Annotated in this window: 15 protein-coding genes; 9 read left to right on the top strand and 6 right to left on the bottom strand. The window is 35.3% G+C overall.

Annotated elements, in window-relative coordinates:
- Positions 1-9: 9 nt before the first annotated feature.
- The 4 genes from KO521_RS09130 to KO521_RS09115 form a co-directional block, all read right to left on the bottom strand.
- A complete protein-coding gene (locus tag KO521_RS09130) occupies positions 10-369 on the bottom strand; it encodes a CoA-binding protein (protein ID WP_215939621.1) in 360 nt (119 codons plus the stop codon).
- Between the two features lie 208 nt (positions 370-577).
- Positions 578-1,585 (bottom strand): 3-oxoacyl-ACP synthase III family protein, encoded by a 1,008-nt coding sequence (locus KO521_RS09125; RefSeq protein WP_215939620.1) that lies wholly within the window; start codon positions 1,583-1,585, stop codon positions 578-580.
- 110 nt (positions 1,586-1,695) lie between these two features.
- Positions 1,696-3,006, bottom strand: coding sequence for an ABC1 kinase family protein (locus tag KO521_RS09120; RefSeq protein ID WP_215939619.1), 1,311 nt, complete (start codon positions 3,004-3,006; stop codon positions 1,696-1,698).
- Between the two features lie 31 nt (positions 3,007-3,037).
- Entirely contained in the window at positions 3,038-3,697 is a 660-nt protein-coding gene (locus KO521_RS09115; RefSeq protein ID WP_215939618.1) for a TetR family transcriptional regulator C-terminal domain-containing protein, read from the bottom strand.
- 427 nt (positions 3,698-4,124) lie between these two features.
- Here KO521_RS09115 and htpG point away from each other — a divergent pair, with 427 nt between their 5' ends.
- From htpG to KO521_RS20435, 6 genes are all read left to right on the top strand, one after another.
- Entirely contained in the window at positions 4,125-6,017 is a 1,893-nt protein-coding gene (gene htpG / locus KO521_RS09110; RefSeq protein WP_215939617.1) for a molecular chaperone HtpG, read from the top strand.
- A 100-nt stretch (positions 6,018-6,117) separates the two neighbouring features.
- Entirely contained in the window at positions 6,118-7,467 is a 1,350-nt protein-coding gene (locus KO521_RS09105) for a hypothetical protein (protein ID WP_215939616.1), read from the top strand.
- Between the two features lie 181 nt (positions 7,468-7,648).
- Positions 7,649-8,023 carry a hypothetical protein gene (locus tag KO521_RS09100; RefSeq protein WP_215939615.1) on the top strand — a complete coding sequence of 125 codons (375 nt, stop codon included), beginning with the start codon at positions 7,649-7,651 and terminating at the stop codon, positions 8,021-8,023.
- A gap of 343 nt (positions 8,024-8,366) precedes the next feature.
- Positions 8,367-9,188: a hypothetical protein gene (locus KO521_RS09095; RefSeq protein ID WP_215939614.1), complete on the top strand. Its 822-nt coding sequence runs from the start codon at positions 8,367-8,369 to the stop codon at positions 9,186-9,188.
- A gap of 97 nt (positions 9,189-9,285) precedes the next feature.
- Positions 9,286-9,927, top strand: a complete 642-nt coding sequence (locus KO521_RS09090) for an MOSC domain-containing protein (RefSeq protein WP_215939613.1) — start codon at positions 9,286-9,288, stop codon at positions 9,925-9,927.
- Entirely contained in the window at positions 9,924-10,283 is a 360-nt protein-coding gene (locus tag KO521_RS20435) for a DoxX family protein (RefSeq protein ID WP_252729994.1), read from the top strand. The genes KO521_RS09090 and KO521_RS20435 overlap by 4 nt, the downstream gene beginning before the upstream one ends.
- A gap of 62 nt (positions 10,284-10,345) precedes the next feature.
- On the opposite strand, the gene KO521_RS09085 is transcribed toward KO521_RS20435, so the two are convergent.
- Entirely contained in the window at positions 10,346-10,930 is a 585-nt protein-coding gene (locus tag KO521_RS09085) for a hypothetical protein (protein WP_215939612.1), read from the bottom strand.
- Between the two features lie 215 nt (positions 10,931-11,145).
- On the opposite strand from KO521_RS09085, the gene KO521_RS09080 reads away from it, so the two are divergent.
- The 3 genes from KO521_RS09080 to KO521_RS09070 all read left to right on the top strand — a co-directional run bounded on the left by KO521_RS09080 (position 11,146) and on the right by KO521_RS09070 (position 13,126).
- Positions 11,146-12,033, top strand: coding sequence for an AraC family transcriptional regulator (locus KO521_RS09080; protein WP_215939611.1), 888 nt, complete (start codon positions 11,146-11,148; stop codon positions 12,031-12,033).
- The gene (locus KO521_RS09075; RefSeq protein WP_215939610.1) at positions 12,033-12,632 is read left to right on the top strand and encodes an alpha-ketoglutarate-dependent dioxygenase AlkB family protein; all 600 of its coding nucleotides are present in this window, start codon (positions 12,033-12,035) and stop codon (positions 12,630-12,632) included. Before KO521_RS09080 ends, KO521_RS09075 begins: the two co-directional genes overlap by 1 nt.
- Before the next feature lie 215 nt (positions 12,633-12,847).
- Positions 12,848-13,126, top strand: coding sequence for a TIGR03643 family protein (locus KO521_RS09070; protein ID WP_215939609.1), 279 nt, complete (start codon positions 12,848-12,850; stop codon positions 13,124-13,126).
- Between the two features lie 18 nt (positions 13,127-13,144).
- Here KO521_RS09070 and KO521_RS09065 read toward each other — a convergent pair whose 3' ends face one another.
- A complete protein-coding gene (locus KO521_RS09065) occupies positions 13,145-13,915 on the bottom strand; it encodes a S1/P1 nuclease (RefSeq protein ID WP_215939608.1) in 771 nt (256 codons plus the stop codon).
- Between the last annotated feature and the right edge of the window lie 90 nt (positions 13,916-14,005).

The raw sequence follows: 14,005 nt of genomic DNA, 5'->3' as shown, positions 1-14,005 counted from the left end.
CATCGATCTTTAATATTGTCCTGTAGCCAAAAGTACCAGAGTACATGCTTCAACTGCCTCAACCCCTTCTTTTTGCAGTAATGCGAAGAATTCGGGGTTTTCCGTTCCCGGATTAAAAATCACCCTTTTAGGATTTAATTGTAGGATTTTGTCGATATATTCAGGCTGACGAGCTGGTCCTATGTATAAAGTAATGGTGTGAATATTTTGAAAATCACTTAAATTGGTCTTTATTTGTGTTTCCCTGATTTTGCCCTCGCGCAAACCAAACGCTTCAGTTTTGATTTTATGGTCTAAGAGCCTATTTACGGCCAGATTACTATATCGATTTGTTTTAAGAGAAGCGCCAAAAACTAGGGTATCTTTCATATGTTAAATATGATGTTAAAGTTCATTTAAAGTGTAACTTTTTAGTAAAAATATCGTCTATTACTGAAGTCGGTTGAAATAGAACGACAACACAATAAGTTAGGTCGGTGATAATACTATATGTTTATAGTTAATGGTTAGTGTTTAGTATAGTAGCATCAACGACAGAAACCCCAATGGAAACATTGGGGTTTTGTGTATAAAATACTTACCACTTTATAATAGCGCTTCCCCAAGTGAAGCCACTACCAAATGCGGCCAAGACTACAACGTCTCCTTCTTTTATTTTTCCTTCTTCCCAAGCCTCTGTTAGTGCTATGGGAATAGAAGCAGCGGTAGTATTACCGTATTTCATTATATTATTGAAAACCTGATCATTTCCTAGACCGAATTTCTTTTGGATAAATTGAGAAATACGCAAGTTAGCTTGGTGAGGCACCAGCATATTTATGTCTGTGGGAGTTAGATTATTGGTTTTCAACCCTTCCATAATAACCTCACTAAACCGTACAACCGCATTTTTAAATACAAACTGACCGTTCATATATGGATAATACGATTCGTCATTAGGGTCATTATCTTCAATAATATCCGTAACCCAGCGTTTTCCCATTCCTGGTGCAATTAAGGATAGTTCTTCGGCATGTTGGCCTTCACTATGCAAGTGAGTGGAAAGAAGCCCTTTTGAGTTATCTTCTTCTCTACTCAATATAGCAGCCCCTGCTCCATCTCCGAATATTACAGATACACCTCTACCCCTTGTAGTCATATCCAACCCATGGGAATGTAATTCAGAACCAATAACAAGTATATTCTTGTACATACCCGTTTTAATATACTGATCTGCGACACTTAAGGCATAAATAAAACCAGAACATTGGTTTCTTACATCTAAGGCGCCTACCGTTTTTATACCTAAATCTCGCTGTACTAGAACACCTGGGCCAGGAAAATAGTAATCCGGACTAAGGGTAGCAAAAACAATAAAATCTATATCGTCTTTATCTATCCCAGCACGTTCAATAGCAATTTTAGCGGCTTTCACACCCATTGTAGTGGTAGTATCGCCACCTTTTACTACATGTCTTCTTTCTTTAATACCCGTTCGTTCTTGGATCCATGCATCGTTGGTATCCATTACCTTGGCCAAGTCATCGTTGGTCACTACGTTTTCGGGCACGAAGTATCCTAGTCCCGTTATTTTTGAATTGTACATAGAAGGTTTTTTAAAATTTAAAAAGCTACTGCTTTAAACCATACTGCAAAGTAACCCGTTAATTTCTAAGATAAGCAAAATAAATAGCATGAATTTTAACATACTCGCAATTAAGAGAGGTATTGCTTATAGCTATTTACTTCAATTTTAGCTTTTAGGTCATGTAGCAGGTTATAAAGACCAAAGAAGGTCCTATTCATATAAAGGAAGTGCTTAGAGCCCCTATTGCCATTCATTTTTCGTATAGTACTGTCTTTGGAATAACGCTCACTTAAATCAGCAATTTTATCCCAAAAATCATCTGCACCAAAGTCAAAATAATTTTCATGGAATGGAGAGGTCAAAAGACTGAGCATCTCTTTAAAAAGTGCTTTAAAAAATACGATTTCTTCTGGGGAATCTGTTTCCGTTAGAATTTCCAACTCGTACAGTTTTTCCATAAAAACGGTATCATTCTCTATATTCTCCTTTTGAGCCAATTCAAAATAAGGCACATAGAACTCTGTAGGTACTTCTTTGATACATCCAAAATCTATTGCAATTAAGGTGTGGTCTTCACTTACCAAAAAGTTTCCAGGATGTGGATCGGCATGTACTTTTTTAAGTCCGTGTATCTGAAACATATAAAAATCCCAAAGTGTTTGCCCCAGTTTATTCCCTACTTCTTGCGTAAAATCCTTGTTGGTAAATTCACTTAAATGTTGGCCGGACATCCAATCCATAGTAATGATACGCTCACTAGACAGTTCTTTGTAATAATTAGGAAACTGAAGATTTTCTATAACCGAACAGCTATCCGTTATGCTCATGCTTTGGTCAATCTCAAGAAAATAATCGGTTTCTTCAATAAGCTTATTCTCTACTTCCTTAAAATACTTATCGGAATCCTTTCCTTGAAGGTTGAACATTCTAATAGCAATAGGCTTTACCAAAGCCAGATCACTAGAAATACTTTGTGCAACACCCGGATACTGAATTTTTACAGCTAATTGCTTACCATCCTTCGTAGCTTTGTGTACCTGACCAATACTGGCGGCATTTATACTATCTTTTTCAAAAGTATCGAACAATTCTTCCGGGTACTTTCCTAGATATTTCTTAAATGTTTTTCGCACTAACGGAGCGGACAACGGTGGTACCGAAAACTGAGAAAGAGAAAATTTATCTACATATGCCCTAGGTAAGATATTCTTCTCCATGCTAAGCATCTGTGCCACTTTCAGCGCACTACCTTTCAAACTTTTTAATCCGTCATAGATATCTTCTGCATTACTCTCGTTCAGCTCATCTTTATCCAATTCCGGATTTACCAGTTTTTTACCGAAATACTTTACATAGTTGCCCCCTATCTTCACACCTGTTTTTACCAATTTGCTGGCTCTTTCTATCTTACCGGTGGGTATACTATCAAGTGTTTTCATATATCTTTTTTTTATGAGACTTTCCTATTACCTATGCAAATGTTTCCTTGTAAAGAAATTTTCCAAAGTCCAAAATATTTTCCAAAGGGGTATTATCAAAAATGTCAAAAATGGTATTAATTGATTTTTCAATGGCCATATCCGTCTTTTCAAATCCTGCAGAATTATCATCCATCCAGAATTTAAGTACAAATAAGAACTGCAACCACGCTCCTTCTGAAAAAAGTTGCGGGTTATATTTAGTGATTTTCAGGTTTTTATCCGCATTGGCATCATTTATAAGGCCTGTAGCAAAACCTTTAATGTGTTTGCGTAAATCTTTTAACTGCTCCAAATTCTTTAATGGACTACTGCTCTGCTTTAAAGCAAAAAGCACATAACTCCTGTTCAGTGTTAGCAATTCAAAGAACGTGTAGAAAAAGGTGAGCATTTTGTCTTTGTTCGTAAAGCTTTCGAACTCTGCGTTCTTATGTAGAAGCGTTTCTGTATTGGTATAGAATTTATTCCAAATGTCTTTTTGCAAACTCTCTACGGAACCAAAAAATGCATAAAAATCCGTTTCTGGTATTTTATTTTCCTTGCAAAACTTATAAATGGATTTGGGAACACTTTCATGCTCCAAAACATAATCCATGTACATACTTATAATATTATCTTCCGTAATTTTTTTTGCTTTTGCTTTTGCCACCATTTTGAACTGTTTTTTATATAGTAAAAATACGTCTAAAGAGCCTTATTCACTGTTAACGGTATACCAATTTTAATCTACAACACAAAAACGTGCTTTCTTGAGAAAGCACGTTTAAAAACAACCTAACCAATAAATGATTATAAACGTGATATTGATCGAAAAATCTCTCTCTCATAGCAATCTTAATCACATCTGACCCAAAGATATAAAATGTTTAACTTATTTGAAAATAAATTAAACAAAAATATTGTAAGTGTTTATTTCGTCATAGAATATGTCAGTTTGTCACAGTCTTAAGATGTGGTATTTTTTTTGACAACCAGGATAACAGGTATATACTGCCAGGATTCTTCCAAGGCGAAGAATTAAAAACTATTAGTAAACTACGTTCAAGCTAAAGCAAGAACATTTATAAAATTTATAATTTATGGCTACAGGTAAGATTAATGTTTCGGTGGAGAATATTTTTCCGCTGATAAAGAAATTTTTGTACAGTGACCACGAGATTTTTTTAAGAGAGCTGATATCCAATGCAACGGATGCTACCTTAAAATTAAAACACCTAACTTCTATAGGCGAGGCCAAAGTTGAGTATGGCCAACCAATGATCGAAGTGAAAGTTGACAAAGAAGGAAAAAAAATACATGTTATTGACCAAGGTATCGGTATGACCGAAGACGAAGTCAAAAAATACATTAACGAGCTTGCCTTTTCAGGTGCTGAAGAATTCTTGAATAAGTATGAAGATGGTGCTAAAGATTCTGGTATCATTGGTCATTTTGGTCTTGGTTTTTATTCTGCTTTTATGGTAGCGGATAAAGTACAGATCAGTACTAAAAGCTTTAGAGAAGATGCTGAACCGGTATTATGGAGTTGTGACGGTTCACCAAACTTTACCTTGGAACCAGGAGACAGAAAAGAGCGCGGAACTGAGATTATTCTGCACATTGCTGATGATTCTACAGAATTTTTAGAAGAAAACCGTATTAGTGAACTCTTAAACAAGTACAATAAGTTTATGCCTATTCCGATCAAGTTCGGAATGAAAACGGAAACACTACCCAAGCCGGAAGATGCAAAGGAAGAGGATCCTGCTCCTACCCAAGAAGTAGACAATATTATCAACAACCCTAACCCAGCTTGGACAAAACAACCTGCGGATTTAGAAGATCAGGATTACAAAAATTTCTACCGTGAGCTGTATCCTATGCAGTTTGAGGAGCCTTTGTTCCACATTCACTTAAATGTAGACTATCCGTTCAACCTTACAGGTATACTTTACTTTCCAAAGCTAACAAACGATCTCAACGTTCAGAAAGACCGCATTCAATTATACCAAAATCAAGTTTTTGTTACAGACAACGTAGAAGGTATTGTACCGGAATTCTTGACCATGTTACGTGGGGTTATTGATTCTCCAGATATTCCCTTGAATGTTTCTAGATCGTACCTTCAGGCAGATGGAGCTGTAAAGAAAATCTCTTCCTACATCACTAGAAAAGTAGCTGATAAATTAAATTCGCTCTTCAAAAACAGCAGAGAAGAATTTGAGCAAAAGTGGAACGATATTAAAATAGTTATTGAATACGGAATGCTTAGCGAAGATAAATTCTTTGAAAAAGCAGATAAATTTGCCCTTTACCCTACCGTAGATGGAAAGTATTTTACTTTTGAAGAATTACAGGAAAACCTTAAAGAAACTCAAACGGATAAGGACGATAAACTAGTTGTTCTATATGCATCTGACAAAGTTGCGCAGCATAGTTATATTGAAGCTGCAAAAGCTAAAGGTTATGAGGTTCTTTTGATGGATTCTCCCATTATTGGCCACTTAATGCAAAAACTGGAAACTTCCAAGGAGAAGGTTTCTTTTGCACGTGTTGATGCAGATCATTTAGACAACCTTATCAAAAAGGAGGATACTCAGATTTCTAAATTATCCGATGAGGAAAAAGAAACGCTCAAAAAGAATCTAGAAGAGGTTATAGAAGACAAAACCTACACCATTCAATTGGAAGCGATGGATAGTGATGCTTCCCCTTTTATAATTACGGAGCCCGAGTTTATGCGTCGTATGAAAGAGATGCAACAAACCGGCGGCGGTGGTGGTATGTTCGGTATGGGTGCTATGCCAGATATGTACAACCTTATCGTAAACACAAATTCTGAATTGGTTGGTGAAATATTGAATACCAAAACAGCTAAAAAACGTGAGCGTTTAATCAGTCAGTCTATTGACTTGGCACGTCTTTCAAAAGGCTTGTTGAAAGGTGAGGAATTAACCAACTTCATTAAGCGTAGCTACGAGATGGTGAAGTAAATTTAAATAAATACACTTACAAAACGTCCAATTGCTGAGTTCAGCGGCTGGGCGTTTTTTCTTGTTAAAATTCATATCTTCCGTAAAAATATGTAAGTATATGGATTACACTAGTCCTGATTTTAAAAAATGGTTAGATAAGCTTCAACAAGAGAGTTGGCAGTTGGAGCTAATTATATCCGGGTTTGCTATTTATGGGTTACTTATGGCCTATGAGCCATTACAGATTAAACTATTCAAGTTATCGTTGGCTGACCAAGAATTACAATCCAATGCCCTTCAGTTAGTTTTAATATGCTGCAGTATACTAACCTTCAACCTTATACTGCACGTTCTGCTTAGAGGTCTATGGATAGGTGCCATAGGCCTTAGATATGTTTCCGGTGATATTGATTTCGAAAAATTAAATTATTCTGAAAAATTCAATTCATACTTAAAGAGAAAAGTAGGTTCTTTTGATCGTTATATTTTTAAATTAGAGAACTATTGTAGTGTACTGTTCGCCATTTCCTTTCTCCTCATTTTTTATATCACGGGCATTTTTACCGCTTTTTCTGCTTTTTATTTGTGCTTCCAATTGCTTGCAAGCTTGACATTCGTTCCGGAAAATATTCTTGAAGTTTTGGGAAGTTTCATTGAAATTCTATTTTTATTGGCCTCTGTTTTTGTAATGGTTGATTTTTTCGGTCAAGGTATACTCAAGAAAAAAAGATGGACTTCCAAATTGTACTTTCCAATTTACTGGGTATTTAGTAAAATTACTTTCTCTTTTTTATATCGCCCTTTAGCTTATAATTTCTTGGATAACAAATTAGGAAAAAGAGTTGTTACGTTACTGATACCCACATATATTTTATTGACACTAGTTACCACTTCTTATTATAAAAACTCTGCTTACTTATCTAATTTAAATAAGGCTACACCGCATTATGCAGACACTAAAAATTACGAAAATGAAACTTTAAAGGATACCGAATTCATAAATATTGCAAGCATACCATCAAAAGTTATCGATAAAAACTACCTAAAAGTCTTTATGACCTATAGGGAACATATTGAAGATTTTGTAATAGAGAAAAATGAATCATTAAAATCTGATGATAGTGAAAGAGGATATACTTCTTCTTTCTTGGATGGTGTCTCCGTAGCAGTAGACAAGAAGGAGGTAATTGGAGAAAAAACGCAAAATAATCTAGATTTATATTTAGAAACAGTTAATCAGCTATATTCTATTAAAATAGACTCACTGCCCTATACTAGTAATTTTGTGGTTTCCAGAAATGCAAAAAAGAGATTAGGATTTGAGACTTATTTAAATATCAAGAATCTTTCAGATGGAAAACATGTATTAACAATTACTGGCCCTGCAAAAGAAAACAAATGGGATAGTGATTCAAAAACGATTAGGAAGACCTTAGTTACAATCCCTTTTTGGTACTTCCCTGAATAACATCAAATTCCCTTCAAAATCTTTTGACGCGTTCCAATGCTAGGTACTAAACATTTTGTAATATTATTCTTTCTATTTGTTTAAATCTCAAGAAGCTTTAAAAAAGTGAATAATTAAATTCATCAAAAGTAAGTTAGTCAATGTAACTTCTCAGCTATTTTTTTAAACCAGTATAATTTTTATGATTGTTACAGAACTCAACCCAAAAGGTCATTTTGAAAATTGGGACAAAAAAAAACTTAAGGAAATAAAAGAAAATGGATTCAATGATAAGCTTGGTGATATTCTTCATGAAGATGAGCAATGTATTCTATATGATATTGTGCTAAAGCCTAAAGAACGGTTACCTTTTAGAAATCATAAAAATGATTGTAGCTGCACTAGTCTTACGGATGGCCTTTTATTATCACGTAACACCAACGGTCAGATAGCCCTTATACGCATTGAAAAAGGAAGATGTTTCTATTGGAAAAGCAAAGAAGGAGAAATGGTACATGATTTAGAAAATATTGGAGAGAATACCGTCATAATAAAGATATTAGAAATAAAAAGATAATGGCCGTTACACTGTAAAGTAGAACAGCCATTTTGAGTTTCTTATAATTTAGTCTACCAATTTATAGGTCCCTTTGCCCAAATACTTTTCTGCAAAGGGCCGATAAAAGTTCTATTCAGCGTCCAAACCATCTATTTTTGGCTCTTGGTACGTCCGTAAAGATGGCGAATTCAATACTTTTTCCTACAATTAGCTTGTTGATTTTAAGCTTATCGGAATAACCTCCGACCAATTGTGGCAAACATACACTCTTAATTGAAACATGTAAAAATACCAGAATTCCAGTATTTCATAATCTATAGTGGGTTTGTATTTTAGCAATCAACTACAAACATGTTTTAAAATGAATTACTCCAAACTGGTGATATTGTTTTTTATAGGATTGTTCTACTCTGCTAATGCTCAGAACGGCTCAGACCAGATTTTCATGAGTAATGGCGAAACTATAGCCGTTAAAGTTTTGAGAGTAGAGCCCAATACAATTACCTACACGTATTTAGGAGAGGATTTAGAAAACGTAGTCGAAAAAGATGAGGTCATAAAAATTATTTTCAAAAGTGGTCGCGAACAACTGTTTTCACACACCATGACAGGTCGTAAATCTATAAGTCCAACTTTTGAATACCCTACTATGAAACAAAATGAAGGCGCCATATTACCTTTTGAATTCGTCTTTGATGGTGCTGAAGCTCCTGAGGAAGGATTTGAAGCCCAAGATTACTACTATCACAATCTTATGCGCAGACCCGAGAGAAATACCATAGCATACCAAGATGTAGAAATCACTTTAAAAAGATTACGGGAAGCAGGCATTACTAAAGCTAATGATATGCGAGACTATGAAATGACCGAAATTGCCAAAATTGTTGGTGCCGGCATATTAGTGACGGGCAAAATAACGGTGGACTATCGTAGTACAACCTCCTCTACATCCGGCTCCTCCACTACTAGAGTCAACACCAAGAAAAAAAAGGTAAAAACATATTCATCCGATTATAGTACATCTATGGATGAATTTGACACTAAAGTCCTTTTTAAGATATATAACAAAAACGGAGACAAAATTGTAGACGTGAACCGTGTTCCCTTTATGGCTACCACACGTAATAATTATATAACCGCCCTAAATTACTTAATGAAACGTACTCCTTATTACCAGAAGTAACATTAGTAGATTAGAATTGATAAGATATATGGGTCCATTATCTTTTAAACCGCAATTATCATTCGCTAATTGCCGATGGTTTGTCTATTTTTAATCTATGAAAGTTATCTCAACCAACATTGGCAGTCCGACCACTATTACCTGGAATGGTAAAGAAGAACAGACTGGTATATTTAAATATCCTGTAGCAGAACCCCTATTTTTAGGTAAAATAGATGTAGCCAAAGACACTGTTATTGACCGGGTACACCATGCCGGCGTAAACAAAGCTTGTTATCTATTTTCCAAAAACCATTATGCCTATTGGAAGAATTTATATCCAAATTTGGATTGGGATTGGGGTATGTTCGGCGAGAATCTTACAGTAAGCAACTGGGATGAATCTAAAATTCGCATTGGTGATATTTACAAGTTGGGAACTGCACTGGTTCAGGTGTCACAACCAAGGGAACCATGTTATAAACTGGGCGTCCGTTTTAAAGACCAAGGGATTCTTAAAAAATATATTGATTACGGATTTCCTGGTACTTATGTAAGAATATTAGAAGAGGGAAAAGTAAAAAAAGGAGATGAATTGGTTTTAGTGGAACAATCCAAAAATGAACTTACCGTAAAAGAATTCTATAACCTATTATACATGCGGACCAAAGACCCTGAAATCTTGCAACTGGCTCTGTCCAACAAGGCCCTGCCGGAATACAAAAGAGAACGTTTAAAAAAATACTCGTCCAAGTTATGAATTACCCTTGGCACTTATACCTAATGGGATTGACGTACACAATGGCGGGAATTATGCATTTTGTAAAACCTAAAATGTATATGAGAATTATGCCTCAATATTTACCCAATCATAAGCTTTTGGTTCTATTGAGCGGAGTAGCAGAAATTATCTTAGGAATTGGAGTTTGTTTTCCTATTACAAAAAACTTTTCTATTTACGGCTTAGTTTTAATGCTGGCTGTATTCTTACTAGTACATTTTTATATGCTATCCAGCAAAAAAGCTTCCGCTGGCTTTCCTAAGTGGCTTTTATTGCTAAGGCTACCTATACAATTTGTACTTATGTATTGGGCTTATAGCTATATTCCACTATAAAAAAAGCCCCTAACGCTCTCAACAACATTAGGGGCAATTAACTCAACTCAACTTAAACTTCCTTAGTTTACCGTAACAGCTTTATAATAAGTTTCTTTGCTGTCTCTAACTACAAGGGTGTACTCACCTTCGTAAGCTTTGGTAAAATCAAATGCTTTTTCGATAACCATCTCACCTTCTCTTTTCTCGGAGAAAACCAATCTGTTGCTGCTATCATAAACTTTAATGTCAACATCTTCGCTGTCAAGGTTTAAAAGATTTAAGAAAACCATTTCACCTTCAACTCTAAAGACTGGCTTACTGTTTTCTTTTCTATCAATTACCTCTACATCACTTCCTTCTACTTTAATAGTGTAAGCTACAGAGGTTAAATCATCTTCAGACTTGAAAAAATAAAGTCCATCTTTAAGGTTAGAGAGGTCAAATTTCTTTGCATAACCTCCTTCTTCAACAGTTTCAAAGAATATAACATTTTGCTCTGCGTCCGTAAACTTGATAGTTGTTCTTCCCGATTGGGCATCTAGTTCGTAAACAAAGCTTTTTACATTTTCATTTGGTACAACACTTAGTTTGGGTTCGTTAGCCATGCCAACGGTTGTTGTAAATAACAAAGCGATCATTGCGGCGGTTCTTACTACTTTTTTCATATCGTTTTTGTTTAATAGCCCGTTATGATACGGGGTAGGTTAATATTATGATACAAACATACAGCCGTTTTATAGCTCTCACTACTCCACAATTCGCCAATAACTATGCTATTTTACCATCGTGTAAATAGCAAAACACCCTTAAGGGTAATATTGAGTATATTTTAGTTAATTTTGTATAGAAAGGTAAAAATAGTCATGTTTAATTTTGTTCTATGAAACAATCCCCACAACTAAATCAAAAGCCTGCTTTTGAGTCAATTGAGCCCAGTTTTGGGCATTCTTATACGTATCAAAGATTTGATGCCAGTAAGAACAACAAGAATAACGTTTGGCATTACCATCCAGAAATAGAACTGGTTCACGTACATGGTGGATCGGGGAAAAGGCAGATTGGTAGTCACGTATCTTATTATTCAAAGGGAGACCTTATATTAATAGGTAGTAATCTACCCCATTGTGGTTTTACCAACTCTCTTACGGATAATGAGAGTGAAACCGTAATACAGATGAAACTGGATTTCTTAGGGAATGATTTTTTTAATATTCCCGAGATGAAAAAAATTCAATCACTTTTTGAAATGGCCAAAGGCGGTATTGCCTTTTCTGGTAAGACCAAAAGAAAGATTGGCGAGAAAATGCAGATTCTGGAATACCAGACGCATTTTCAACGTTTATTATCTATACTGAATATTTTAAATGAACTGGGTAATTCCAAAGAATTTAAAATTCTTAATGCCGAAGGTTTCTCCATGGAGACCGAAGTGAAAGATAATGATCGGATTAACGTAGTCTTTAATCATGTAAAAAATAACTTTAAAGAAGAAATCACTTTAGATGAGATAAGCAATATGGTAAGTATGACTGTACCATCTTTCTGCCGATACTTTAAAAAGATTACGAACAAGACTTTTGTTCAATTCGTAAACGAGTACCGTTTAGTACATGCATCCAAACTTTTGGCCGAACAGCCGTTGAGTATAACCGAGGTTTGTTTTGAAAGCGGCTTTAACAATTTTTCTCACTTTAATAAACAGTTCAAGAACTTTACAGGGCAAAACCCATCGGAATATAGAAATGAACTTAAAACTGTACTTAAATAATGAAGGATTTGTTCACGGACGAAATCCATTTGAACCTACCGAGTAGTGATATCATCTATTACCCAAATTTTATGGATAAAAAAGAAGCGGACGATTCTTTTCGTACGCTTCGGGAGAAAATACCATGGCAACAGGATGACATTACGGTATTTGGCAAAACCTATGCACAACCCAGACTTACCGCTTTGTATGGGAATAATGGCAAATCCTATTCCTATTCCAAGCTAGTAATGACACCGCATAGGTTTACACCAGAACTTTTAAAAATTAAGGATAAAGTAGAAACTGTAGCAGGTGTTATATTTACCACCTGCCTTCTTAACTTATATAGAAATGGGCAAGACAGTAATGGCTGGCATGCAGATAATGAGAAGGAGTTAGGTGAAAATCCTATTATTGCATCGGTTACTTTAGGGCAAGAACGCTTCTTTCATTTAAAACATAAAAGTGACAAAAGCTTAAAACAAAAGATCTTATTGCAAAACGGTAGCCTTCTATTGATGAGGGGAAGTACACAAAAACACTGGTTACATCAAATTCCAAAAACGGCTAAAATTATTGATGAGCGTATTAATCTAACGTTTAGAATTATTATATAAAAAAATCGACCATTAAAAATGGTCGATTTTTTTTACCCTTAACATATGAGAAGTTTGCTGCCTTTAGCCACTGGGTGCCGACTAATGTCCTCACAACCATCTACTTAAATATAACTCCAGATAGTGGCTTACAATGTATATACTCGTTGAATTTCGTATTTTTTAGTTCTATTGAGGTAATTTTATTCTTCAGGCATTCGTATTTTTGTTTTGCTATGAAAAAAGAATTTACAGAAAGAGAATTAGACCGTATTATTGAAATGGCTTGGGAAGACCGTACTCCTTTTGATGCTTTTACCTTTCAATTTGGCATTTCGGAACAAGAAACCATTGAGCTTATGCGATACAATTTAAAGCCTAGCAGCTTTAGAATGTGGCGTAAGCGAGTTCAAGGTAGAAGTACAAAACATTCCAAATTGAACAATGCAGGAGGTCATCGTTTTAAAAGTACGCGCCAACGACAAATCTCTATGAACAAAATTTCAAAACGGTAAGCAGACTATTAGGTACAATTAGAAAAGTTCGTTCAAGACCTTGGCCAACCGAAGTCCACCTTTTTGCAACTGGGTTTCTACGGTTCCCCACCAATCGTAATTGTAACGGTAGTATAATTTTTCTCCTGTTTCTACAGAATCATATAGCTTACCCGCAATTTCTTGAGATTCCTCTACCCAGTCCAGAACAGTTCCTTGCTGAATAAACCGTACCTGTTCTTTAGATAACTGTGGTAGGCTAGATGCCAATTCCGTATAGCTCATACCATAGGTATTTATCATATTAGAATCCCAAACTCTATGAAGATTAGTTCCTTCATTAAACCACTGCAACTGAATATCATTACCCCCTTTATCTTCAAAACGACCCACATGCATTGGCTGGTGAAGGTCTCCTATTAAATGTACCAACATTTTTAGATAAAAAACTTTATCTTCTTTTTTGCTTTTCTCGTCCTTGATTATTTCAATGCACTTATTGATACCGGTAATAAGGTCCCCATGTTTACTAGGTTCAATATCACCATAATTCTTTCCTTCAGGTATATTCACATAATGCCATGCACTAAATTCTTTGTAAGCCCTGTCGGCCTTTATATCATCTGCAAACGTAGATACGTAGGCTAGGCTCTCTCCGTTCAATAACTTTTTTAGGGCTTTCTCTGTCTTTTTGGATAGATGACTTTGTGCCACTTCACCAACCGTTCGGTGTCCGGTTTTTGACCAATCCCCATCGTTTGCGTTAGAAAGTGTTGTTATTAAGAACAGAAAGAATACTATTTTTCGCATGAAATAAATTTAGCCGCAAAAGTAGAAAATTGAAGTTGAATCTATTGTTAAGAAACTAAAGTGTTTCATTTTTTAATTTGATATTGCACT

Origin of the sequence: Zobellia uliginosa, assembly GCF_018860745.1 — a bacterium.
In the GTDB taxonomy this organism is placed as follows: Bacteria; Bacteroidota; Bacteroidia; order Flavobacteriales; family Flavobacteriaceae; genus Zobellia; species Zobellia uliginosa_B.
This window is presented reverse-complemented; position numbering and strand designations above follow the sequence as displayed.

Bases quoted from the DNA above. Each gene is read 5' to 3' on its own strand.
- KO521_RS09130 (WP_215939621.1), bottom strand. From the start codon at position 369: ATGAAAGATACCCTAGTTTTTGGCGCTTCTCTTAAAACAAATCGATAT.
- KO521_RS09125 (WP_215939620.1), bottom strand. From the start codon at position 1,585: ATGTACAATTCAAAAATAACGGGACTAGGATACTTCGTGCCCGAAAAC.
- KO521_RS09120 (WP_215939619.1), bottom strand. From the start codon at position 3,006: ATGAAAACACTTGATAGTATACCCACCGGTAAGATAGAAAGAGCCAGC.
- KO521_RS09115 (WP_215939618.1), bottom strand. From the start codon at position 3,697: ATGGTGGCAAAAGCAAAAGCAAAAAAAATTACGGAAGATAATATTATA.
- htpG (WP_215939617.1), top strand. From the start codon at position 4,125: ATGGCTACAGGTAAGATTAATGTTTCGGTGGAGAATATTTTTCCGCTG.
- KO521_RS09105 (WP_215939616.1), top strand. From the start codon at position 6,118: ATGGATTACACTAGTCCTGATTTTAAAAAATGGTTAGATAAGCTTCAA.
- KO521_RS09100 (WP_215939615.1), top strand. From the start codon at position 7,649: ATGATTGTTACAGAACTCAACCCAAAAGGTCATTTTGAAAATTGGGAC.
- KO521_RS09095 (WP_215939614.1), top strand. From the start codon at position 8,367: ATGAATTACTCCAAACTGGTGATATTGTTTTTTATAGGATTGTTCTAC.
- KO521_RS09090 (WP_215939613.1), top strand. From the start codon at position 9,286: ATGAAAGTTATCTCAACCAACATTGGCAGTCCGACCACTATTACCTGG.
- KO521_RS20435 (WP_252729994.1), top strand. From the start codon at position 9,924: ATGAATTACCCTTGGCACTTATACCTAATGGGATTGACGTACACAATG.
- KO521_RS09085 (WP_215939612.1), bottom strand. From the start codon at position 10,930: ATGAAAAAAGTAGTAAGAACCGCCGCAATGATCGCTTTGTTATTTACA.
- KO521_RS09080 (WP_215939611.1), top strand. From the start codon at position 11,146: ATGAAACAATCCCCACAACTAAATCAAAAGCCTGCTTTTGAGTCAATT.
- KO521_RS09075 (WP_215939610.1), top strand. From the start codon at position 12,033: ATGAAGGATTTGTTCACGGACGAAATCCATTTGAACCTACCGAGTAGT.
- KO521_RS09070 (WP_215939609.1), top strand. From the start codon at position 12,848: ATGAAAAAAGAATTTACAGAAAGAGAATTAGACCGTATTATTGAAATG.
- KO521_RS09065 (WP_215939608.1), bottom strand. From the start codon at position 13,915: ATGCGAAAAATAGTATTCTTTCTGTTCTTAATAACAACACTTTCTAAC.